Source organism: Pseudomonas sp. RC10 (assembly GCF_038397775.1).
GTDB lineage: Bacteria > Pseudomonadota > Gammaproteobacteria > Pseudomonadales > Pseudomonadaceae > Aquipseudomonas > Aquipseudomonas bambusae.
The window spans coordinates 5,306,041-5,326,763 of record NZ_CP151650.1 but is presented as its reverse complement, the minus strand read 5'-3'; the positions used below and the strand labels follow the sequence as shown (position 1 = coordinate 5,326,763).

The 20,723-nt window shown below is 59.6% G+C and carries 18 protein-coding genes; 6 read left to right on the top strand and 12 right to left on the bottom strand.

Going from position 1 to position 20,723, the window contains the following annotated elements:
• Positions 1-29: 29 nt before the first annotated feature.
• Positions 30-629 (bottom strand): short chain dehydrogenase, encoded by a 600-nt coding sequence (locus AAEO81_RS24080; protein WP_341959528.1) that lies wholly within the window; start codon positions 627-629, stop codon positions 30-32.
• 104 nt (positions 630-733) lie between these two features.
• Here AAEO81_RS24080 and AAEO81_RS24075 point away from each other — a divergent pair, with 104 nt between their 5' ends.
• Entirely contained in the window at positions 734-1,642 is a 909-nt protein-coding gene (locus AAEO81_RS24075; RefSeq protein WP_341959527.1) for a LysR family transcriptional regulator, read from the top strand.
• A 362-nt stretch (positions 1,643-2,004) separates the two neighbouring features.
• On the opposite strand, the gene AAEO81_RS24070 is transcribed toward AAEO81_RS24075, so the two are convergent.
• From AAEO81_RS24070 to AAEO81_RS24050, 5 genes are all read right to left on the bottom strand, one after another.
• A complete protein-coding gene (locus AAEO81_RS24070) occupies positions 2,005-2,706 on the bottom strand; it encodes an ABC transporter ATP-binding protein (protein WP_166593422.1) in 702 nt (233 codons plus the stop codon).
• Complete coding sequence (gene livG / locus AAEO81_RS24065; protein WP_166593421.1) at positions 2,707-3,474, bottom strand: high-affinity branched-chain amino acid ABC transporter ATP-binding protein LivG; 768 nt, start codon at positions 3,472-3,474, stop codon at positions 2,707-2,709. It lies immediately after the preceding gene.
• Positions 3,474-4,736, bottom strand: coding sequence for a high-affinity branched-chain amino acid ABC transporter permease LivM (locus AAEO81_RS24060; protein WP_341959526.1), 1,263 nt, complete (start codon positions 4,734-4,736; stop codon positions 3,474-3,476). Before AAEO81_RS24060 ends, livG begins: the two co-directional genes overlap by 1 nt.
• Entirely contained in the window at positions 4,733-5,662 is a 930-nt protein-coding gene (livH, locus tag AAEO81_RS24055) for a high-affinity branched-chain amino acid ABC transporter permease LivH (RefSeq protein ID WP_341959525.1), read from the bottom strand. Before livH ends, AAEO81_RS24060 begins: the two co-directional genes overlap by 4 nt.
• Before the next feature lie 216 nt (positions 5,663-5,878).
• Positions 5,879-7,006, bottom strand: coding sequence for a branched-chain amino acid ABC transporter substrate-binding protein (locus AAEO81_RS24050; RefSeq protein ID WP_166593418.1), 1,128 nt, complete (start codon positions 7,004-7,006; stop codon positions 5,879-5,881).
• A gap of 328 nt (positions 7,007-7,334) precedes the next feature.
• Between AAEO81_RS24050 and AAEO81_RS24045 the strand changes: the two genes are divergently transcribed.
• A complete protein-coding gene (locus AAEO81_RS24045; protein WP_341959524.1) occupies positions 7,335-7,634 on the top strand; it encodes a DUF2288 domain-containing protein in 300 nt (99 codons plus the stop codon).
• A gap of 389 nt (positions 7,635-8,023) precedes the next feature.
• Here AAEO81_RS24045 and AAEO81_RS24040 read toward each other — a convergent pair whose 3' ends face one another.
• The 3 genes from AAEO81_RS24040 to AAEO81_RS24030 all read right to left on the bottom strand — a co-directional run bounded on the left by AAEO81_RS24040 (position 8,024) and on the right by AAEO81_RS24030 (position 13,224).
• Complete coding sequence (locus tag AAEO81_RS24040) at positions 8,024-10,210, bottom strand: hypothetical protein (protein WP_341959523.1); 2,187 nt, start codon at positions 10,208-10,210, stop codon at positions 8,024-8,026.
• A 196-nt stretch (positions 10,211-10,406) separates the two neighbouring features.
• A complete protein-coding gene (locus tag AAEO81_RS24035) occupies positions 10,407-12,698 on the bottom strand; it encodes a bifunctional diguanylate cyclase/phosphodiesterase (protein ID WP_341959522.1) in 2,292 nt (763 codons plus the stop codon).
• 148 nt (positions 12,699-12,846) lie between these two features.
• The gene (locus AAEO81_RS24030) at positions 12,847-13,224 is read right to left on the bottom strand and encodes a YkgJ family cysteine cluster protein (protein WP_341959521.1); all 378 of its coding nucleotides are present in this window, start codon (positions 13,222-13,224) and stop codon (positions 12,847-12,849) included.
• Positions 13,225-13,426: 202 nt separating this feature from the next.
• Here AAEO81_RS24030 and AAEO81_RS24025 point away from each other — a divergent pair, with 202 nt between their 5' ends.
• Entirely contained in the window at positions 13,427-14,839 is a 1,413-nt protein-coding gene (locus AAEO81_RS24025) for an MFS transporter (protein WP_341964606.1), read from the top strand.
• Between the two features lie 152 nt (positions 14,840-14,991).
• Here the strand turns inward: AAEO81_RS24025 and rapA are convergent, their stop codons facing one another.
• Positions 14,992-17,838 carry an RNA polymerase-associated protein RapA gene (gene rapA, locus AAEO81_RS24020; protein WP_341959520.1) on the bottom strand — a complete coding sequence of 949 codons (2,847 nt, stop codon included), beginning with the start codon at positions 17,836-17,838 and terminating at the stop codon, positions 14,992-14,994.
• A 217-nt stretch (positions 17,839-18,055) separates the two neighbouring features.
• Between rapA and AAEO81_RS24015 the strand changes: the two genes are divergently transcribed.
• The 3 genes from AAEO81_RS24015 to ccoM all read left to right on the top strand — a co-directional run bounded on the left by AAEO81_RS24015 (position 18,056) and on the right by ccoM (position 18,920).
• A complete protein-coding gene (locus AAEO81_RS24015) occupies positions 18,056-18,433 on the top strand; it encodes an aspartate-semialdehyde dehydrogenase (RefSeq protein ID WP_166593411.1) in 378 nt (125 codons plus the stop codon).
• A 66-nt stretch (positions 18,434-18,499) separates the two neighbouring features.
• On the top strand, positions 18,500-18,658 hold the full coding sequence (locus AAEO81_RS24010; protein WP_341959519.1) for a hypothetical protein: 159 nt from the start codon (positions 18,500-18,502) through the stop codon (positions 18,656-18,658).
• Between the two features lie 145 nt (positions 18,659-18,803).
• Positions 18,804-18,920 (top strand): cytochrome c oxidase subunit CcoM, encoded by a 117-nt coding sequence (gene ccoM / locus AAEO81_RS24005; RefSeq protein WP_306167747.1) that lies wholly within the window; start codon positions 18,804-18,806, stop codon positions 18,918-18,920.
• A 259-nt stretch (positions 18,921-19,179) separates the two neighbouring features.
• Here the strand turns inward: ccoM and AAEO81_RS24000 are convergent, their stop codons facing one another.
• Both AAEO81_RS24000 and AAEO81_RS23995 read right to left on the bottom strand, forming a co-directional pair.
• A complete protein-coding gene (locus AAEO81_RS24000; RefSeq protein ID WP_341959518.1) occupies positions 19,180-19,650 on the bottom strand; it encodes a MaoC family dehydratase in 471 nt (156 codons plus the stop codon).
• A gap of 38 nt (positions 19,651-19,688) precedes the next feature.
• Positions 19,689-20,633 (bottom strand): lysophospholipase, encoded by a 945-nt coding sequence (locus AAEO81_RS23995; protein WP_341959517.1) that lies wholly within the window; start codon positions 20,631-20,633, stop codon positions 19,689-19,691.
• Positions 20,634-20,723: the final 90 nt, after the last annotated feature.

The window sequence follows — 20,723 nt, the reverse complement described above, 5'->3', positions numbered from 1 at the left end:
TCAGGCTGCTCGCGCATCACAAGAGGGGATTAGCCGACGTGATACGTCTGGCCAGTCTGCAGGCCTTCGACGCTTTTGGCGTAGGCCAGCGCGACGTCCGCACCCGACACCGGTTTGAAACCCCTGAAGTAGGGTGCGTAGGCGCCCATGGCTTCGACCAACACGTTCGGACTCACCGAGTTAACCCGCATGCCCCGTGGCATCTCGATGGCCGCTGCGCAGACGAATGCGTCGATGGCGCCGTTTACCAGGCTGGCCGAGGCGCCGGTGCGGATCGGGTCGTGGCTGGTGATGCCGGTGGTGAAGGTGAACGAGGCGCCGTCGTTGGCGAATTCGCGGCCGATCAGCAGCAGGTTGACCTGACCCATGAGCTTGTCGCGCAGGCCCAGCGCGAACGAGTCTTCGGTCATGTCGGCCAGCGGCGCGAAGGTGACGTTCCCGGCCGCGCAGATCAATGCGTCGAAAGGACCTACCCGTTCGAACAGTTTGCGGATCGACGCGCTGTCACTAATATCGACGTGCTCGTCACCGCTGTTTCGGCCGATGCGAACGATGTCGTGGCGTGGCGCCAGTTCTTTCTCAATGGCCGTGCCAATGGTTCCGCCAGCGCCAATCAGTAGAATTTTCATAGTGCAGTCCTTCCGTTAATGGATCAGGCGCTCAGTGTGAGCTGCCTTTTCCCACAGATAAATGGGCTAAACGGCATTCCCGGTTTGTCAGAAAGGAAACAATCATGAGCGAAATGGACGATCTGGCGGCGTTTGCCCTGCTGGTCGAAGCCAACAGCTTCACCCTGGCGGCCCAATGGCTGGACACCAGCACCAGCCAGCTGTCCAAGCGCATCAGCAAGCTGGAAAAGAACTTCGGCGTGACGCTGTTGCATCGCACCACCCGCAGCCTGACGCTGACCTCGGCGGGGGCGATTCTGTTGCCCGAGGCGCGGGCGCTGCTGGCGCAACGTGACCGGGTGCGCGATGCCATGGCGTACCTGAGCGAGAGCCTGGTGGGGACGGTGCGGCTGACCGTGCCGGTATCGTTGGGCGAGACGTTTTTCGAGGGGCTGCTGACCGAGTTCAGCGCGAAATACCCTGACGTGCAGGTCGAACTGGACCTCAACAATCAGTTCCGCGACATGCGCCGGGACGGGTTTGACCTGGGTATTCGCTCCAGTGTCGGCATCGACGAGCGGCTGGTGGCCAAGCCGCTGTTGTCGCTGCAAGAGCTCACCTGCGCCAGCCCTGCGTACCTTGAACAGCACGGCAAACCGCAATCCCCCGAAGCGCTGCGGGTGCATCGTTGCCTGTTGAACAGCCACTACGCCGGTCGTGAGACGTGGGTGTATCACCAGAACCACGAATTGAGCCGGGTGAACGTACGGGGGACCTTTGCCAGTAATCACTACGGGCTACTGAAGAGGGCGGCGTTGGTGGGGGCCGGGATTGCGCGCTTGCCGTCGTACATGGTTCACGATGAATTGCATGACGGGCGGTTGGAGTGGCTGTTGCGCGATTATCAGACGCCGGTGTCGTCGCTGTTCCTGGTCCACCCGTTCGAAGGGCACTTGCCGAGGCGGATTCAGGTGATGGCGGACTATCTGACGGAATGGTTCGAGCGCAGTACGGCGGCGTTGGAGAAGCTTTGAAGTGAGGGATTCATAGACAAGGCGTGTCAGGCGAACCGCTTCGCTGCCGTCGTACCTCCGGCGTCTCCCACAGGTGATGTAGTGGATCGAAGGCTTGTGATACTTGCCGACTATGCCGTGTAGATCAGCGGTCTGACTAACGCCATGAATCTCGCTTCGCTGCCGTCGTACCTCCGGCGTCTCCTACAAGATTCGTGGCGTTACGCTGAGGGCGATCGACACGGCATTGTCGGAAAGTGCCACAGATTTTCGATCCACTGCATCACCTGTGGGAGACGCCGGAGGTACGACGGCAGCGAACGCGGTGTGTCAGTCCTTACCCCTATAACTGACCCACCGCTTTCTCAAGCAAATGCGCTCTGTCACCCGCCCAGATACGCATCCCGCACTTTCGGATCGACCAGCAACTCGGCGCCCGTGCCCTGCATTACCACCCGGCCGTTTTCCAGCACGTAGGCGCGGTCGGCGATTTTCAGGGCCTGGTTGGCGTTCTGTTCAACCAGAAACACCGTCACGCCTTCACGTCGCAGCTGTTCGACGATCTCGAAAATCTGCTGAATGATGATCGGCGCCAGCCCCAGAGACGGCTCGTCGAGCAGCAGCATTTTCGGCTTGCTCATCAACGCACGGCCAATGGCGAGCATTTGCTGTTCGCCGCCGGACATGGTGCCGCCGCGCTGGTTGAAGCGTTCCTTCAGGCGCGGGAACAGTTCCAGGACCTTGTCCATCTGCTCCTGATAATCGCCCTTGTCGGTGAAGAACCCGCCCATGGCCAGGTTCTCTTCGACGGTCAGGCGGGCGAACACGCGACGGCCTTCCGGCACCACCGCGATGCTCTTGCGCATGATCACCGACGACTCCAGACCGACCAGCTCTTCGCCCATGTAGCGAATGCTCCCGCTGTGGGCGCGCGGCGAACCGCACAGGGTCATCAGCAGGGTGGATTTGCCCGCACCGTTGGCGCCGATCAGGGTGACGATCTCACCCTGTTGCACATCGATGCTGACGCCGTGCAGCGCCTGAATCTTGCCGTAGAAGGTGGAAACGTTGTCGAACTGCAGCATTTACGCTTCCCCCAGGTAGGCTTTGATCACTTCAGGATTGTCACGGATCTGCTCGGGTGTGCCGTCGGCTAAAGGCGTACCCTGGTTGATCACCACGATATGGTCGGAAATGCTCATGACCAGCTTCATGTCGTGCTCGATCAGCAACACCGTGGCGTTGTGTTCGTTGCGCAGCACGCCGATCAGCGCTTTCAGGTCTTCGGTTTCCTTGGGGTTCAGGCCGGCAGCCGGTTCGTCGAGCATGAGGATGCGCGGGCGCGTCATCATGCAGCGGGCGATTTCCAAGCGGCGTTGCTGACCGTAGGCCAACGTACCGGCAGGGCGGTTGGCGAAGGCTTTCAGGTCGACGGCTTCGAGCCAGTGCTCGGCGTATTCCATGGCCTCGCGCTCGCTGCGACGGTAGGCCGGGGTCTTGAACAAGCCGGACAGGAAGTTGGTGTTGAGGTGACGATGCTGGGCCACCAACAGGTTCTCGACGGCCGTCATTTCCTTGAACAGGCGCACGTTCTGGAAGGTTCGCACCACGCCTTTGCGGGCGATTTCGTGACCGGCCAGGCCTTGAATCGGCTCGCCGTCCAGCAGGATGGTGCCCGCCGTCGGCTTGTAGAAACCGGTCAGGCAGTTGAATACCGTGGTCTTGCCGGCGCCGTTCGGGCCGATCATCGACACGACCTGTTTCTCGTTGACGGTCAGACCCACGCCATTGACCGCCAACAGGCCGCCAAAGCGCATGCTCAAGCCCGAGGCTTGCAGAAGTGGGCGGCTCATCAGCGTTCCCCCTTGAGTTTCATGACGGGACGCTGCATTGGCAGGAAACCCTGAGGACGCCAGATCATCATCAGCACCATCAAGGCGCCGAAGCCCAGCATGCGGTATTCGCTGAATTCGCGAAGCAGTTCAGGCAGCAGGATCATCACGACCGCCGCGAGAATCACGCCCAGCTGAGATCCCATGCCGCCCAATACCACGATGGCGAGGATGATCGCCGATTCCAGGAAGGTGAACGATTCCGGGGTGATCAGCCCTTGGCGCGCGGCGAAGAAGCTACCGGCGAAACCCGCGAACGCGGCACCCAGAGTGAACGCAGAAAGCTTGATCACGGTCGGGTTCAGACCCAGCGCGCGGCAGGCGATTTCGTCTTCACGCAGCGCTTCCCACGCACGGCCGATCGGCATGCGCAGCAGGCGGTTGATCACGAACAGTGCCAACAGCGCCAGCAGCAGGGCGATCAGGTAGAGGAAGATCACCTTGTTGATGGAGTTGTATTCCAGGCCGAAGAACTCGTGGAAGGTCTGCATGCCTTCAGCGGCTTTACGCTCAAAGCTCAAGCCGAACAAGGTCGGTTTCTCGATGTTGCTGATGCCGTTCGGACCGCCGGTGATGTCGGTCAGGTTACGCAGGAACAGGCGGATGATTTCCCCGAAGCCGAGGGTCACAATCGCCAGGTAGTCACCACGCAGTCTTAGCACCGGGAAGCCCAGCAGGAAGCCGAACGTCGCCGAGGCCAGACCGGCCAGGGGCAGGCAGATCCAGAAACCGAAGCCGAAGTAGTGTTGCAGCAGGGCGTAGGTGTAGGCGCCGACGGCGTAGAAGCCGACGTAACCCAGGTCCAGCAGGCCCGCCAGACCGACCACAATGTTCAGGCCCAGGCCCAGCATCACGTAGATCAGGATCAGGGTCGCGATGTCTACTGCGCCGCGCGAGCCGAAAAACGGCCAGATCAGGGCGACGACCACGATGGCACCGAGGAACCAGCGCTGGGTCGATGGCAGGGTCAGGAAATTGCTGGCCTTGTCCGACACCAATTGATGCTGTGGGCGCGAGCGCCACATGGCGCTGATCTGCTGGTTGAACAGCACGCGCAGGAACATCAGCAATGCAGCGGCGAAGATCACCATCACGGTCGTGGTGCTGGCGCCGACAACCGCCAGATTGACACCGACGATGTCCAGTTTGAGCCCGAGGATCGGGTAGGCAACCAGCAGCACCAGTACAGCGCTGAACAGGGCCGATTTGAGATTTCTGGTCATACTTTTTCAACCTCCGGACGGCCGAGCAGGCCGGTTGGCCGGAACAACAACACCAAGACAAGAAGACCGAACGCCACCACATCCTTGTACTGGTCGCCGAAAATATCGGCGCCAAACGCTTCAGCCACACCCAGCACCAGACCGCCGAGCATCGCGCCCGGGATACTGCCGATACCGCCCAAAACCGCTGCGGTGAAGGCCTTGATGCCGACCAGGAAACCGGCGTTGGGGTTGATCACGCCGTACTGCATGCTCAGCAGTACCGCAGCGACCGCCGCCAGCGCGGCGCCGATGACGAAGGTCAGGGCGATGATGTTGTTGGTGTTGATCCCCAGCAGGTTGGCCATCTTGATGTCTTCTGCGCAGGCGCGGCAGGCGCGGCCCAGGCGGGAACGGGAGATGAACCAGGTCAGACCGAGCATGGCCACTACGGTCACGATGAAGATCAGGATCTGCATGTACGAGATCACGACTTCATGGGTGCTGGCGCTGCCGAACACGAAGTTGCCGGGAATCAGGTTGGGGATCGATTTGTCTTTGGAATCCTGCGACAACAACACCGTGTTCTGCAGGAAGATCGACATACCGATCGCGGAAATCAGAGGGATGAGGCGATTGCTGCCACGCAGCGGACGGTAGGCAACCCGTTCGATGGCGTAACCGTAGGCACTGGTCACCACGATACTGGCGACGAACGCTGCGGTAATCAGCAGCGGCAGATTGTCCAGACCCAGCATGGTCAGGCCCGCGAGGGCGATGAACGCCACGTACGAACCGATCATGTACACCTCGCCGTGGGCGAAGTTGATCATGCCGATGATGCCGTAGACCATTGTGTAGCCGATGGCGATCAAGGCATAAGTGCTGCCAATGGTCATGCCATTAACCAGCTGTTGGAAAAAATGATAGAGATCTATCTCGGGCATTGCCGCGCTCCTAAAAACCTTGGCGGTGTTTCACTGGTTGAGTCTTTTTCCCGCTCGCGCGTCGTGATCTACGTCCGCGTCCGGCACGAGCCCAGTGATTCACTGGTGCGGTTTCAAGATGTTCAGGGCATCAGGATTCTTGTGAAATCCCGCGTCCCAGCTAAAACAAAGCCCACTGCGGTTGCAGTGGGCTCCGGGTAAGCATGAAGGTTGTGATTACTTCACAGGGGCTTCAGTCTTGGTGCCATCTTTGTGCCAGGTGTAAACGACGAATTTGAAGTCTTTCAAGTCACCCTTGGCGTCGAAAGACAGATCGCCGGTAGGGGTCTTGAAGGTACCGGCGTGGATGGCGGCTGCCACTTTGGCGGTGTCTTCGGACTTGGCGGTCTTGATGCCTTCGGCGATCACTTCAACAGCGGCGTAGGCCGGGAACACGAAAGGACCGCTCGGGTCTTCTTTCTTCGCCTTGAACGCGTCAACCAGCGCCTTGTTCGAAGGGTCCTGGTCGAAGGATTTCGGCAGGGTCACCAGCAGGCCTTCGGAAGCGTCCTGAGCGATCTGCGAGATGGAAGCGTTGCCCACGCCTTCTGGGCCCATGAAGCCAGCTTTCAGGCCTTTTTCCTGTGCTTGACGCAGGATCAGACCCAGCTCTGGGTGGTAACCGCCGTAGTAGACGAAGTCGACGTTGGCTTGCTTCATTTTGGCGATCAGCGACGAGAAGTCCTTGTCGCCGGCGTTGATGCCTTCGAACAGGGCGACTTTGACGCCGTCTTTTTCCAGGGTTTGTTTAACGGCGGTGGCGATACCTTCACCGTATTGCTGTTTGTCGTGGATCACAGCGACGATCTTCGGCTTGACTTGCTTGGCGATGTATTCGCCAGCTGCAGGGCCCTGGGCGCTGTCCAGACCGATGGTGCGGAACACCAGCTTGTAGCCACGCGCGGTGATTTCCGGGCTGGTGGCGGCTGGGGTGATCATGATCACGCCTTCGTCTTCGTAGATGTCGGACGCTGGCTGAGTGGAGCTGGAGCACAGGTGGCCGACCACGAATTTCACGCCGTCGTTGACCACTTTGTTGGCGACCGCGACCGCTTGTTTAGGGTCACAGGCGTCATCGTATTCAACGGCTTCGAGCTTCTTGCCATCCACGCCGCCTTTGGCGTTGATTTGCTCGATGGCCATTTTGGCACCGCTGAACTGCATGTCGCCGTATTGGGCAACCGCGCCGGTTTTCGGGCCGGCGATGCCGATCTTGATGGTGTCAGCTGCGAACGAATGGCTGGCAACCCCCGCCAGAACCAGTGCGGCAAACAGCTTGGAAATCTGATTAATACCCTTAGTCATGATGCTCCACTCTTGCGTTTGTAGTTTTTATAATCCTGACGGCCAAAGCTGCAGGACCGGATTGATTCATCCAGGCCACACCCCCGGCAACTGTACCGGAACAGTTTAGAGCGCCGGTCGAGCGCTTGAAAAGCTGGCTGCAGGGGGCAAAACCTGTTGATGTCGCTTAATCGAAAGAAAGATACATAATCAAGCCGGCCGATTCCCCAACCGGGTCATCTTTCTATCGGCTTGAGCGAAGTTCTCTGCAATCAATCACTTGTATCCGGGTTTGTGCGCGGGAAAGGCGGCGGTATCATTTACGCCGATTTTCCAAACGGTGAAACCCATGACGCAAGCACCTAGCACCCTCTATGCCAAATTGCTTGGCGAAACGGCTTCTATTACCTGGAAGGAACTCGAACCGTTCTTTGCCAAGGGTGCCCTGTTGTGGGTCGAGCAATCGCAGGATTTGATTGCCGTGGCCGAAGCATTCGCCGAAAACGCTGAGCTGAAAGTGGCCGCCTGGCTGAAGAGCGGGGAGGTCAGCAAGCTCTCTGAATCAACGGCTTTGGACCTCCTGACCCGCGATCCGGCGTTGTGGGCGGTCGTCGTGGCACCTTGGGTGTTGATCCAGGAAAGGGCGTGATCGCCGATCGTGTGCATTTTTGGTGCGTAGGATGATGGCAAAGTGGGTAGGTCGGTAACTTTAAGTGTGGTGGGGTAGCAGGTCTTGTTTGGCTTGAGATCATTACTTTGATGCCCTTCGGGCCTATCGCGAGCAAGCTCACTCCTACATCTGTTTAAACGTGCCATGGCCTGATGGACCGAGCCGTTAGCCTTGGTGTTCGCCGCACAATTTCAAGGCTTGCTCAAAAGGCTGGTAACTCGGTCCATTAGGATGTGGCACGTTGCAAACGATGTAGGAGTGAGCTTGCTCGCGATAGGCCCGAAGGGCATCGATGTAGCAATCTCAACTCAACTCAACTCAACTCAACTCAACTCAACGCCAACCCAACCCAACCCAACCCAACACCCTCACCCCAGATACCCCGTCTTGCCCGTGTGCTGGTTCAGCGAAATAACCCGCGTCTTTCCAATCCGGTGACGGTAAATCTCTCGCAGGTATTTCACCGCTTTCTTCACGCTCTCGCGGGAAATGCGGATGTCGTTGATCGAGATGAACCGCGCCTTGTCGTCGATCAGCTCGCGGTATTTCTTCTCGTACATCGGTTTGATCGCGTACCAGTTGGTGTCCAGGATCTTTGCCGGGTTTTCGTATTCGTTGAGCAGGTCGTCGATGCGCGCTTCGTCGAACTCATCGCTCATGATGAAATCCAGAATCGAGTTGTCCAGCGTGTCATCGAAGCGATACGGCTGTTTGGCGAAACAGCGCTTGATGAAGGCCACGATCAGCGTCAGGAAGTCGTCCGACAGGCACGGGCTCTTGGCGATCAGGGTGGTCAGCGACAGGTTGGCCGACGCGCCGATCACCAGCGCGTAACGCTTGAGCGTCGTGTTGGGGAACAGGCTGTTGAGGTGCGTCTTCAACCGGTTCAGGTCCATGTACGACAGCTTGTAATCCTTGGGCAGCGAAACGATCGACACCACCGACGAGCAGTTCTTGAAGAAATGCAAATCGTGCAACGCCGCCGCGTCATACCCCGACGCCTTATACTGCTCCAGCGCCGCGCGATAGCGTCGTGACTCGATGGGCAGCAGGCTGATGCCCTCGATGGCCTGGGTCATTTTGTTGAAATGCGGCAGGTCGATGGAGCGGTAGAACAGGTCGTCGATGTCCAGGCGCGGCGGCTCTTTCTCGAACAACTTGAGCTTGTCCGAGCCTGGCGGCGGCGTCTCCGGCACGACTGATTCGGCGTAGGCAATCGCCACAGGCCCCGCCAGACTCATGAACAGGTCGTTGGCATCCAGGCGAATGGTCTCGCCGATGTCTATCCCTGCACGCCGGAAGTAATTCTGGTCGTAGTCCGTGGTGACGGCCTGCGCTGTCAGAATGTTGAAAATCTGCTGTGAGATGTACTGGTTGGCGTGACGCTCCATGGCGTTGACGTCGATGTTCTCGATGGTCCCGTCATCGCTTTCTTCGGCGTAGCGCATGATGTCGTTGGAGATCAGCATCATCGCGTTCCACGGGCGAATGCGGCCCATGACGCTGGCTTCGCTGCTGTCTTCGTTCTCGAAGTTGTACGAGAAGTCCCACTCTTCTGCCAGGTACTTGCAGAGCAGCCGTCCGGCGTTGATGTGCAGGGCTTCAGACATTTCGCTGCGATGGTCGGAGATGTTCGGCAACACGCAGATGCCACTGGTGAAAATCGGCTCGAACACAAAAGAGCGCCCCCGCTTGCCATCGTTTTCGCTGGCAGGCTTGGTGTCGAAGGTCTTGTTCATGTACGAGAACTGCTGCGCCAGGCCAAATTCCGAGGCCATGCCCGAACCCGTGCCACCCCCCGCGCTGAAAATGTAGAAATACAGCCGCGACTGGTTGGCCTTGATGCCGCAGGAATCGATCAGGTAGGAGTGGATCAGTTTCCAGTCAGCGCTGGAAAAGTGGTTGGTGTCTTTGTTCAGGATGATCTTGGCCAGGTATTGACCCAGGATCGGCGCGTTGCCCGCACCCCCGGCGTGGACTTCAGAGAGGTCCATGATCTTCATCTTGGAGTAGTCCTTGATGAAGCCGCTCTTGTCGCCTTTGCGCGAGAAGCGGATGCGTCCCGCAATGTCTTTATCCAGATCGCCGAGCATCACCAGAGGCTCGACCAGAAACACCGGCTTGCTCGACTTGTTTTGCCCCAGACGCAGGTTGTTACGAATCCAGCGGGCAGGGCTATAACCCTTGTCGTCGCGCAGACGCTCGTCATTGTTCAGCTGATCGAGGTAGAACGTGCGCGCGTTGTAGACCAGTTCAGCAACGTCCAGCGCGATGTTGGAACCGCAACGTCCCAGTCCGATCAGGCAAACGGACGGGAATTGTTGGTCGGCGCGGTTTTCCGTTTCTTCGAAATGAATCGATGGCGGAAACACCATGTCGCGCAGACCGTCGAGGTTGTCGAGAATGCGATCCGTGTCGGTTTCCGTGAAGTAGAGATACGACTGCGCGGGCACGGGCTGCGGTCGATAATCGACGGGTGGCAACGCGCTGTGCTCATTGAGTACGGTTTGCAGAAGTTCGGATACTGCGCCTGCAGCCTCGGTTTTATGGGTCATTGCACGCCACGCCTGAAGGACGACGCAGGGGTGTCAACGCGCCATCACCAAAAAGAGAACCCGACTGTACAGTGGGCTATCGGCAACGAGCGATAGGGCCCAACCCTAGCACCGTCTAAGGGATTCCCCTTGCTGATCGGCGTCATGGCGGGCGACTTGAACGTTGAGCCCTCGATGTGAGGACTGCTTCACACGCTCAGCGTTGCGGGCGAGAACGAAAGCGATCGGGGCGTGGATGTTCGGTTTCACGCAGGCCTTCTTCGGTAATGGGCTGGCCGACGGTCATTTCCACTGCTTCCAGGAGGTGAGTGGACGGCCAGAGTTGCGAGGGCTGGCGCTGATTGAGTTGTTGTACCAATGGCTTGAGTGTCTCCAGCGGCACAGGTCTGCTGAAGAGGTAGCCCTGGACGAAATCGCAGCCGTATTCGCTCAGGAATTCCAGCTGTGCCGGCGTCTCGACGCCCTCGGTCACCACTTTGAGGCGCAACGTGTGGGCCATGACGATGATCGCCTGGACGATTTCCATGTCTTGCGGGGATTTGGGGATGTCGATGATGAACGAACGGTCGATCTTCACAGTGTCCAGCGGCAGACGCTTGAGGTAGGCGAGTGAAGAATAGCCTGTCCCGAAATCGTCGATGGACAAGGCCACGCCCAGCTTGCGGATTTCGTTGAGCAGCAAAACCGTGTTGCTGATGTTGCCCATCAACGCGTTTTCCGTGACCTCCAGTTCCAGCCGTTGTGGCGCCACACCCGCTTCCTTGAGCGCCGAGTCCATCTCTTGCACCAGTTCCTCGCGAGCGAGGTTCAGCGCCGAGCAGTTCACGGCAATCACAAGGTTTTCAAAGCCGTTGTCACAGAGTTGCGCCAAATCCTGGCAGGCGCGGCGCAAGACCCAATTGTCCAGATCGGCGATCAAGCCGTTGGTTTCAGCAATCGTGATGAAACGATCCGGGGTCAACAGGCCTTGAGTCGGGTGCTGCCAGCGGACCAAGGCTTCCAGTTTGGCAACGTGACCGGTGCGCAGATCAACGATGGGTTGGTAATACAGTTGCAGGCCCTGTCCTTCGGTCAACGCATGGCGCAGCTGTTCTTCGAGGTGCAGCTCCATGCTGGCGCGGGTTTTCAGGCTTTCATTGAAGAAGTGCAGGGTGTTACGGCCATTGCCCTTGGATTGGTACAAGGCCAGGTCAGCGTGCTTGAGCAGCTCATCGCAGGTCTCACCGTCCTCGGGAAACAGGCTGATGCCGATGCTGGTGCTCATCACCATGCGCCGGCCGTTCAAGGCGATGGGGTCTTTCATTTTGGCCATGACCCGGTGCGCCATGTGTCGCGCTTCCTCGACGTTTTCGAGCTCGATGAGAATGCAGAATTCGTCACCCCCGAAACGTGCCACGACGTCATTGGCCCGGGTCGCGCCCCGGATGCGGTCGGCAATGACTTTCAGCAGCTCGTCGCCCGCGTCGTGCCCCAGGCTGTCGTTGATGCGCTTGAAATGGTCGACGTCGAGAAACATCACCGCGAGCTTGCCGTGCGCCTGCTTCTGTTCCGTCAGGCGTTCGGCAAAGATCTGGTTGAACCCGCGACGGTTGATCAGGTTGGTCAGGGCGTCGTAGTGGGCGACCTGTTGCAATGACGCCCGCGCCTGATCGAGCTGGCTCAGCAAAGCGTTGACCCTGGCAAGGTCGCGTTCCTTGGCTTGCAGTTTCTTGTCTGCCAGGGCGGCGCTGATGCTGCCCGCGATGATCAGCAGCACAATCAATGCGATGGTGAGGCTCAGTTGCAGACTGTTGCCCGTGGCATGCATCTCCATCGGCATGTCGTCAGGCACCCTCAACTGCAAGGCCCACATGCCCATGAAGTGCGTCGCGACGATCCCCGCACCCAGCACCAGGCTCGCACCGTATTTGAGCAACTGATGCCGGGTGCCGCTGCCTTTACGCAGACGAATGGCCAGCACCAGCGCGGTCAGACTGCTGGCAATGGCGACCACGATTGAACCCGCGAAGCGCCACGGTTCGTAATACTGCGTGGCGCTCGAACGCATGGCCGACATGCCGAGGTAATGCATGGCGATAATCCCCAGGCCGATGCACACCGACGCGACCAGGTATTGACTGACGCGCAACCGCGGATGGCCGAGGGCTTCCATGGCCACCATGCCGGAGACCAGGGCAATGGCCAATGATGCGATGGTGACGGCGAGGTCGTAATGCATGTCCAGTGGGGCCTGGAAAGACAACATGCTGATGAAATGCATGGCCCAGATGCCCACGGCCAGACACAGCGACCCGAGGGCGCGCCAGCGAAGGCGTGCATTCACGCGGTCCACGTGGCCGACGCGCTCGGCGATGCTCAGCGTTGCGAAGCTGGCGGCGCAGGCCACCACATAAGCGAGGACGATGAGGACGGGATTATGAGTGCCATGAAGCATCATCCCGCCATGCGCGGGCATCGACGTCAAAAAATGCAAACCCAGCCAATCCATAGCACGCTCCATGTGTCCACTGCTGGAGATACCTCAGTCTGGGCAACTGATGGCACTTTGCGATGATTATAGGAGTCGCCTATTTTTAAACACACGTTGGGAGACGGACGTACCAACTATTTCGCAATAACATTTATCGCGAAAGGTTCTATGCACAGGCGACGATCAGTGATGTGACTTTGCCACTGTCCATCGGTTCCACCGGTAATAAACCGAATGCGGCGCGGGCGGCGTCACAGTCGGGGTTGTGCACGCCGTCAGTCCATGAAGCCTCGAATTCCCGGCAGGTGCTGGAGCGTTTTTCATAGATCGAGCAGCGTGTGCCTTGGCCCACTTCGCCTTGCAGGGCTGCGCAGCGCGGCGATTTGCAGTCGGTGCCGAGCATTGCCACGCGGCTCGGGCTGATGCTGCTGACCAATTCGTCGGGCACCGTCCCACCTGCGGATTCGCAATCACCCCAATAAAAAGACACGCGAAAGTGTGAACAGCAGGCACCACAATTCAGGCACGGACTGACGTCGGACATGGATGTAAACCGGAGAATGGATCAGGAAGGGGGGAGCGATCCGGCGCTATTCTAGGCTTCCGGATGGCGTTGGGAAGTGGGGGCCGAAAATATAATTCGGCGGGCAGAGGTAGAGCGACAGGGGCCATTTTCAGCCTGCTGAAGCGATGGGCGGGTATCAGTTTGGCGAATGGTCCAAGACAGTTTCGATCAGCCTGACTAGATTCAGGGTCTCGGCGGGGGCGTCTGGCCCAACAACAATAAAAAGAGACGACACATGCATCATTCCACTCAAGCGACTAACGCGTGGCGCGTCCTGTTCCTGCTGTTTCTGGCCAACCTGTTCAACTTTTTCGACCGCACGATCCCGGCCATCATCATCGAGCCGATCCGCAAGGAATGGCTGCTGAGCGATTTTCAATTGGGCATCATCGGCACGGCTTTCACCCTGGTGTACGCCGTAGCCGGATTGCCGTTGGGACGCATGGCTGACAACGGCTCGCGCCGCAAATTGATGGGGTGGGGGCTGGCGGTCTGGAGCGGGCTGACGGCCGTGAACGGCCTGGTCGGCAGTTTCTGGACCTTCCTGTTGGTGCGCATGGGCGTGGGCATAGGCGAGGCGAGTTACGCACCTGCTGCCAACTCGCTGATCGGTGATCTGTTCCCCGCGCACAAACGTTCCCGCGCCATGGGCATTTTCATGCTCGGCTTGCCATTGGGCCTGTTGCTGGCGTTTTTCACCATCGGCGCGATGGTCAAGGCGTTCGACAGCTGGCGCGCCCCCTTTTTTATCGCCGCTGTGCCGGGGCTGATCCTGGCGGTGTTCATGTTCTTCATTCGCGAACCCGCCCGTGGTGCGGCTGAAAGTGTCGCGACCTCTCAAGAAAAAATCGACCGCCCGATTCGTCGCGTGCTGTCGATCCCGACGTTTCGCTGGCTGGTGCTGGCGGGGCTGGCGTTCAATTTCGCGACCTACGCCTGCAACTCGTTCATGGTCCCGATGCTGCAACGCTATTTTTTGCTGCCGTTGCAGGAAGCGGCAATGGCCACCGGGTTGATCGTTGGCGTGACAGGGTTGGTCGGCCTGACGGCAGGGGGCTGGGTCGCCGACAAGCTGCATCAACGCTGGGCCAATGGTCGTCTGATGTTCGCGGCGGCGAGCATGACCGTCGCCTGCCTGTGCACCGGTTTCGCGCTGCATGCCGGGCGCATCGAGATCGGTCTGTTCGTCGCGGTTTTCAGCGTGGGCTGGCTGTTTTCCTACAACTTTTACACCTGTGTTTACACCGCGATTCAGGACGTGGTGCAGCCGCGTTTGCGTGCCACGGCGATGGCGCTGTTCTTCGCGGGACTGTATTTGCTGGGCGGTGGGCTGGGGCCGGTGGTGGCGGGGTTGCTGTCCGATCATTTCGCCCACACAGCGATGGCCGCTGCCCAGGTCGAGGAAGTGACCGAAGCGTTCAAGGCGGTGGGGTTGCATGACGCGATGATGTACCTGATTCCCGGCGCGTTGTTTTTCACGCTGGTGTTTCTGGTGATTGCGTCGAAATGCTTCAGCCGTGATGCGCGGCGGATGCGAGAGGGGATGGCGGCGGATGAGCCGGTTGCAGGCGGTGTGAAGCCGTCGGTGGCGTGAAGATCTGTGAGCGAACACATCCCCTTGTAGGAGTAAGCTTGCTCGCGATCGCGATTTGACTGAGACGGATAGCTCGACTGACAAAGCGTGATCGCGAGCAAGCTCACTCCTACAGGATTTGGGTTCGCCGCACGATCTGCGGCGACTTGGGCTTAACCCGCGACCAATACCCGAATCGCTTCAAGCCGCAGCGCTGCTTTTTCCAGCATCGCCAGCCCTTGTTCACGCAATTCGCGCAGTGCCGTGATTTCGCTGTCGCGCACGGTCGGGTTGACCGCTTGCAAGGCGGTCAGGCGCGCCAGTTCTTCATCGGTGTCTGCGGCCAGGCGACGCTGGGCGTCGGCCACGCGCTCGGCGTGTTTCGGTGCGATCTTGGCTTCACCGGCGTTGATCTGCGGGTTCAACACGTCACGCTGAGCCTGGATGAATTTGTTGGCGCTGGCGCGAGGCACGCTTTCCAACTGGTCATTCAGGGTGGTGAACGAGACGCGGCCCGACAGATCGTTGCCATTGCCATCCAGCAGGCAGCGCAAGGCGGCCGGCGGCAGGTAACGGCCCAGTTGCAGCGAGCGCGGGGCGACCACTTCACTGACGTACAGCAATTCGAGCAGCACGGTGCCAGGTTTCAGCGCTTTGTTCTTGATCAGCGCGACGGCGGTGTTGCCCATCGAGCCGGACAGCACCAGGTCCATGCCGCCTTGCACCATCGGGTGCTCCCAGGTAATGAACTGCATATCCTCGCGGGACAGCGCCTGATTGCGGTCGTAGGTGATGGTCACGCCTTCGTCGTCGCCCAGCGGGAAGCTGGCGTCGAGCATCTTCTCGCTCGGCTTGAGGATCAGGGCGTTTTCCGAATGGTCCTCGCTGTCGATGCCGAAGGCGTCAAACAGGGTTTCCATGTAGATCGGCAGGGTGAACTGATCGTCCTGCTCCAGAATCGCCTCGACCAGTGCATCGCCTTCGCCCGCGCCGCCGGAGTTGAGTTCCAGCAGGCGGTCACGGCCGGTGTGCAGCTCGCTTTCCAGACGCTCACGCTCGGCACGGGCTTCGGCGACCAGCGCTTGCCAGTCGTCTTCGTCGCCACCTTCCAGTTGTGGCAGCAGGCGCGGACCGAACTGGTGTTGCAGCGCGTTGCCGGTCGGGCAGGTATTGAGGAAGGCGTTCAGCGCTTCGTGATACCACTGGAACAGACGCTCTTGCGGGCTGGTTTCCAGGTACGGGACGTGCAGCTCGATGATGTGCTTCTGGCCGATCCGGTCCAGACGCCCGATACGCTGCTCCAGCAGGTCCGGGTGCGCCGGCAGATCGAACAGCACCAGATGGTGCGAGAACTGGAAGTTACGGCCTTCACTGCCGATTTCCGAACAGATCAGCACCTGCGCGCCGAACTCTTCGTCGGCGAAGTACGCGGCGGCGCGGTCACGTTCCAGAATGTTCATGCCCTCGTGGAACACGGTCGCCGGGATGCCGGAGCGCACGCGCAGAGCGTCTTCCAGGTCCATCGCGGTTTCGGCGTGAGCGCAGATCACCAGCACCTTGACGCGCTTGAGCATCTTCAGCGTGTCGATCAGCCAATCGACGCGTGGGTCGAAGCGCCACCAGCGTTCTTCTTCACTGGTCTCGCCCTGAGCCTGGAAGCTGACTTCCGGGTACAGGTCGGCATGTTCGCCAATGGGCAATTCGAGGTATTCGGCCGGGCACGGCAGCGGGTACGGATGCAGTTTGCGCTCCGGGAACCCTTGCACGGCGGCGCGGGTGTTGCGGAACAGCACGCGGCCGGTGCCGTGACGGTCGAGCAATTCGCGGATCAGGCGGGCGCTGGCTTCGGTGTCGCCATCGGCCACAGCGCCTAACAGCGCTTCGCCTTCAGCCCCGAGGAAACCTTGAATGGTCTCGTGTGCCTTGGGCGAGAGGCGGCCTTGATCCAGCAGTTCCTGAACGGCTTCAGCCACCGGGCGATAGTTTTCGCTCTCGGCGCGGAAGGCTTTCAGGTCGTGGAAACGGTTAGGGTCGAGCAGGCGCAGACGGGCAAAGTGGCTGTCCTGACCGAGTTGTTCCGGGGTCGCGGTGAGCAGCAACACGCCAGGAATGACCTCGGCCAGTTGTTCAACCAGCGAATATTCCGGGCTGGCCTTTTCTTCGTGCCAGACGAGGTGGTGTGCTTCATCGACCACCAGCAGATCCCAGCCAGCGGCGAATAGCGCGTCCTGGGCCTTCTCGTCTTCGACCAGCCATTCCAGCGACACCAGCGCCAGTTGGGTGTCTTCGAACGGGTTGCTGGCATCGCTTTCGATGAAGCGCTCGGCATCGAACAGCGCGACCTGCAGGTTGAAGCGGCGGCGCATTTCCACCAGCCACTGGTGTTGCAGGTTTTCCGGCACGAGGATCAGCACGCGGCTGGCGCGACCCGACAGCAGTTGGCGATGGATGACCAGACCGGCTTCGATGGTCTTGCCCAGACCCACTTCGTCCGCCAGCAGAACGCGAGGGGCGATACGGTCGGCGACTTCACGGGCGATGTGCAACTGGTGAGCGATGGGCTGAGCGCGAACACCGCCCAGGCCCCACAGCGAGGATTGCAGCTGGCGGCTGGTGTGCTCCAGCGTGTGGTAGCGCAGCGAGAACCAGGCGAGCGGGTCGATCTGCCCGGCGAACAGGCGGTCGCTGGCCAGACGGAATTGAATGAAGTTGGAGAGCTGGGTTTCCGGCAGTGTCACCGGCTGGTTCTGCGCGTTGAGGCCGTGATAGACCAGCAGGCCATCGACATCTTCGACTTCGCGAACGGTCATCTTCCAGTTTTCGAAATGGGTGATGGTGTCACCCGGCGAGAACCGCACCCGCGTAAGGGGCGCGTTGCGCAATGCATACTGGCGGGTGTCGCCAGTGGCCGGATAGAGCACGGTCAACAAGCGGCCGTCCTGTGCCAGAACGGTGCCCAAACCCAGCTCGGCTTCGCTGTCGCTAATCCAGCGTTGCCCCGGTTGATACTGCTGCGCCATGCTGCCTGACTCCCGCCTTGAAAAAGCCGACTATGGTAACGGAACACGCCGCGCAGCCAAAGCGCTTGTGCGGCCCATGTTGTAAAAAGCCCTGCATTTGTTGGGTATAAACCGCCGGACGGGCACTTGTTGCGAGAAACATAGTCGAAACTTCCTCGCATTACGGCTCAAGTCGACGAAACGGCAGCCGACAGCCTGATAACAGGAGACCATTACCATGCTGCCACCGCTGATCCCCTTGAGCGCGGCCCCCGTTACCTCGCAGCAGGACCCGGTCAAACCCACGCCTGACATCCCGCCTGTCGCGCCGGTGCAGCCGAGCTCCAGCGAGAGCACCATCAACATGGGCCAGCGCGACCCGGAGCAGGCTCAATTGCTGCTGCGCGAAGAGCAGCGCCGCCAGCAACGGCGCCGTCGCGATCGACGCACGTCCGATCGTCATCCTGATCTCAATGAAGAAGAGGAAGGCGCGCCGCCGGTTCACAGCGGCCCGGCGATTCCAGGTGATTTCCTGAACGCGGACAACACCGTGCCCGTGGTCCCGATCATCGATGATGAGCCACGTCAGGGGTTGTGGGTGGACCTGAAGGTGTGAGGTGCTGGTCAGCGCCGGTCCGATTGCGCATTATTGTCGCCATTGGGCATTCGAGAGCACCCCGCCATGAGCGATGACAAACTGGTAGACCTGAGCGTCGAGCGCGCCAAGCGTGTTCACGACCTCAACGACAAGCGGCTTAACGAAGTGCGCCAGGCCTTCGAGCAGGCGATGCCGCTGGCCAAGGCCAAGAAGAAAAGCAAGAACAAGCCGAAAAAGCGCTAGCTCCCCGTTTCCGTTCTCCCTCTGACCTGATCAATCTGCGCGTGCCTTCATTCAACGGTGCGGGGGATTGATGTGGGTCAATACTTCCCTGTCCGCCCCTGGCTAATCTGCACCCATCGAACAGATGACGGTGGGAGGGGCTTCCATGTTTCTCGATCATGCGGTGATAGCGGGTGTGGTCACGGTGATGCTGATACTGAGTTTTTTCGCAGCATTGGCACTGTTCATCTGGAGAGACTCGCGGACGCGCGGTGAAGATTGAGTCTCTTATAAAAAGAGCACGCAAGGCATTTGGGGCAACTTCGGTTGCCCATTTTTTTGGGTTTTTTCTGGGAAGGGCGCTGAGGCGGTTACACCGCAGAGTTCCTGTGGGAGCGAATTCATTCGCGAATTTCGATCAGGCAACCGAGATGGGTTGACTGTACCGGCCCATCGTCGGAATGCCGCCCAGAATGAGTTCGCTCCCACCGTGGAGACCCTGCAGAGCCCCTGCATAGGGGCCAGGCAGGGGGGGGAGAGCATCACCCCACCGTAATCGCCGGCAATTCCGTCAAGCTGACGGTCTGTTCCTTGCGCGGCGCCAGGATCTCCGCCTCACCATCAACGACCAATTCTTCATCCTGGTTGAACACCCGTGTCGCGATCCGCACGCGAAACTTCGGCAGTTTTTCCAGAATTTCCAACCGCACGGTCAACGTGTCGCCAATCTTCACCGGTTTTTGAAAGCTCATCTGCTGACCGATATAGATCGTGCCCGGCCCAGGCAACTCGCAGGCCACCGCTGCGCTGATCAGCGCACCACTGAACATCCCGTGGGCGATGCGATCCTTGAACAGGGTCTTGGCCGCAAATTCCGCATCGAGGTGCACCGGGTTGCGGTCGCCGGACATTTCGGCGAACAGCTGAATGTGACGTTCTTCGACGGTTTTGCTGTAGCTGGCGGTCTGGCCGACTTCAAGGGCTTCGTACGGGGTGTTGGTGACTTCAGTCATGTGGCGGTCCTGTAACGTTCAAAAGAAATGAAAAGGCGTCATTCGATGCGGGGTGGCCGGGGCTCCTTCAGCGCCTCTTCGAGCCAGGCGAGTAAATCATGAGTGACCTCCTCGCGGTTGGTCTCGTTGAGAATTTCATGCCGGGCCTGAGGGTAGATCTTCAGGGTCACGAACGGATGATGGGTCCCTGTCAGCGCCTCAGCCAGATCTTTGAGACGCTTGCCTTCGCTCACCGGATCACATTCGCCACCCATGATCAGCATCGGCAGGCTTTTGTCGATCTGCGCGAGATTCGACGTTTTGCTGATTTGCTGCATGCCACGGAGCATGTCCAGCCAGAACTGATTGGTGCAGCGAAACCCACACAGCGGGTCGCTCACGTACTTGTCCACCTCCTCCGGATCACGGCTGAGCCAGTCAAATGACGTGCGCACGGGCTTGAATTTCTGGTTGAAGGAGCCGAACGACAGAAACTCGATCAACGCGCTGCGCCCGGTCGGTCCCTGACGCCAACGCTCCATGCGGGCCACGACTGCGGCGGTGCGATAAAGGGAAACTGGCTGGAAGTTCGAGCCGCTAAGCACCGCGCCTTGCAGGCTGGCGCTGTGGTGCAGCAAGTACGCCTGAGCGATGTAGCTGCCCATGCTGTGCCCCAGCAGAAAAACGGGCACGTCTCCGTGACGCTCGCCAATCGTGGCATTCAGCAGGGCCAGATCGCCCACCACTTTGTTCCAGCCATCCTGATCGGCGTAATGCCCGAGAACGCCGTGCGCGGCGGTGCGGCCATGCCCGCGTTGGTCATGGGCGTACAGCGCAAAACCTGCTCCCGTCAGCGCGGAGCCAAGCCGCTCATAGCGTCCGCTGTGTTCCGCCATGCCATGGGACAGCATCACCACCGCCTTGGGATCGCCCAGCGTCAGCCAGGCATTCACGTACACGCGGTGGTGATCCGTGGTGTCCAGCCAAAAAGCATCATGTTTCATGGTGTTTCCCTGGCCTTGTATAAAATTGTCGCGAAATTGCGCTGTAGTCATCCTTATCCAGCAGTGTATAGCCGTTGCGGAATGACGGGC

Bases quoted from the DNA above. Each gene is read 5' to 3' on its own strand.
- AAEO81_RS24080 (WP_341959528.1), bottom strand. From the start codon at position 629: ATGAAAATTCTACTGATTGGCGCTGGCGGAACCATTGGCACGGCCATT.
- AAEO81_RS24075 (WP_341959527.1), top strand. From the start codon at position 734: ATGAGCGAAATGGACGATCTGGCGGCGTTTGCCCTGCTGGTCGAAGCC.
- AAEO81_RS24070 (WP_166593422.1), bottom strand. From the start codon at position 2,706: ATGCTGCAGTTCGACAACGTTTCCACCTTCTACGGCAAGATTCAGGCG.
- livG (WP_166593421.1), bottom strand. From the start codon at position 3,474: ATGAGCCGCCCACTTCTGCAAGCCTCGGGCTTGAGCATGCGCTTTGGC.
- AAEO81_RS24060 (WP_341959526.1), bottom strand. From the start codon at position 4,736: ATGACCAGAAATCTCAAATCGGCCCTGTTCAGCGCTGTACTGGTGCTG.
- livH (WP_341959525.1), bottom strand. From the start codon at position 5,662: ATGCCCGAGATAGATCTCTATCATTTTTTCCAACAGCTGGTTAATGGC.
- AAEO81_RS24050 (WP_166593418.1), bottom strand. From the start codon at position 7,006: ATGACTAAGGGTATTAATCAGATTTCCAAGCTGTTTGCCGCACTGGTT.
- AAEO81_RS24045 (WP_341959524.1), top strand. From the start codon at position 7,335: ATGACGCAAGCACCTAGCACCCTCTATGCCAAATTGCTTGGCGAAACG.
- AAEO81_RS24040 (WP_341959523.1), bottom strand. From the start codon at position 10,210: ATGACCCATAAAACCGAGGCTGCAGGCGCAGTATCCGAACTTCTGCAA.
- AAEO81_RS24035 (WP_341959522.1), bottom strand. From the start codon at position 12,698: ATGGATTGGCTGGGTTTGCATTTTTTGACGTCGATGCCCGCGCATGGC.
- AAEO81_RS24030 (WP_341959521.1), bottom strand. From the start codon at position 13,224: ATGTCCGACGTCAGTCCGTGCCTGAATTGTGGTGCCTGCTGTTCACAC.
- rapA (WP_341959520.1), bottom strand. From the start codon at position 17,838: ATGGCGCAGCAGTATCAACCGGGGCAACGCTGGATTAGCGACAGCGAA.
- AAEO81_RS24015 (WP_166593411.1), top strand. From the start codon at position 18,056: ATGCTGCCACCGCTGATCCCCTTGAGCGCGGCCCCCGTTACCTCGCAG.
- AAEO81_RS24010 (WP_341959519.1), top strand. From the start codon at position 18,500: ATGAGCGATGACAAACTGGTAGACCTGAGCGTCGAGCGCGCCAAGCGT.
- ccoM (WP_306167747.1), top strand. From the start codon at position 18,804: ATGTTTCTCGATCATGCGGTGATAGCGGGTGTGGTCACGGTGATGCTG.
- AAEO81_RS24000 (WP_341959518.1), bottom strand. From the start codon at position 19,650: ATGACTGAAGTCACCAACACCCCGTACGAAGCCCTTGAAGTCGGCCAG.
- AAEO81_RS23995 (WP_341959517.1), bottom strand. From the start codon at position 20,633: ATGAAACATGATGCTTTTTGGCTGGACACCACGGATCACCACCGCGTG.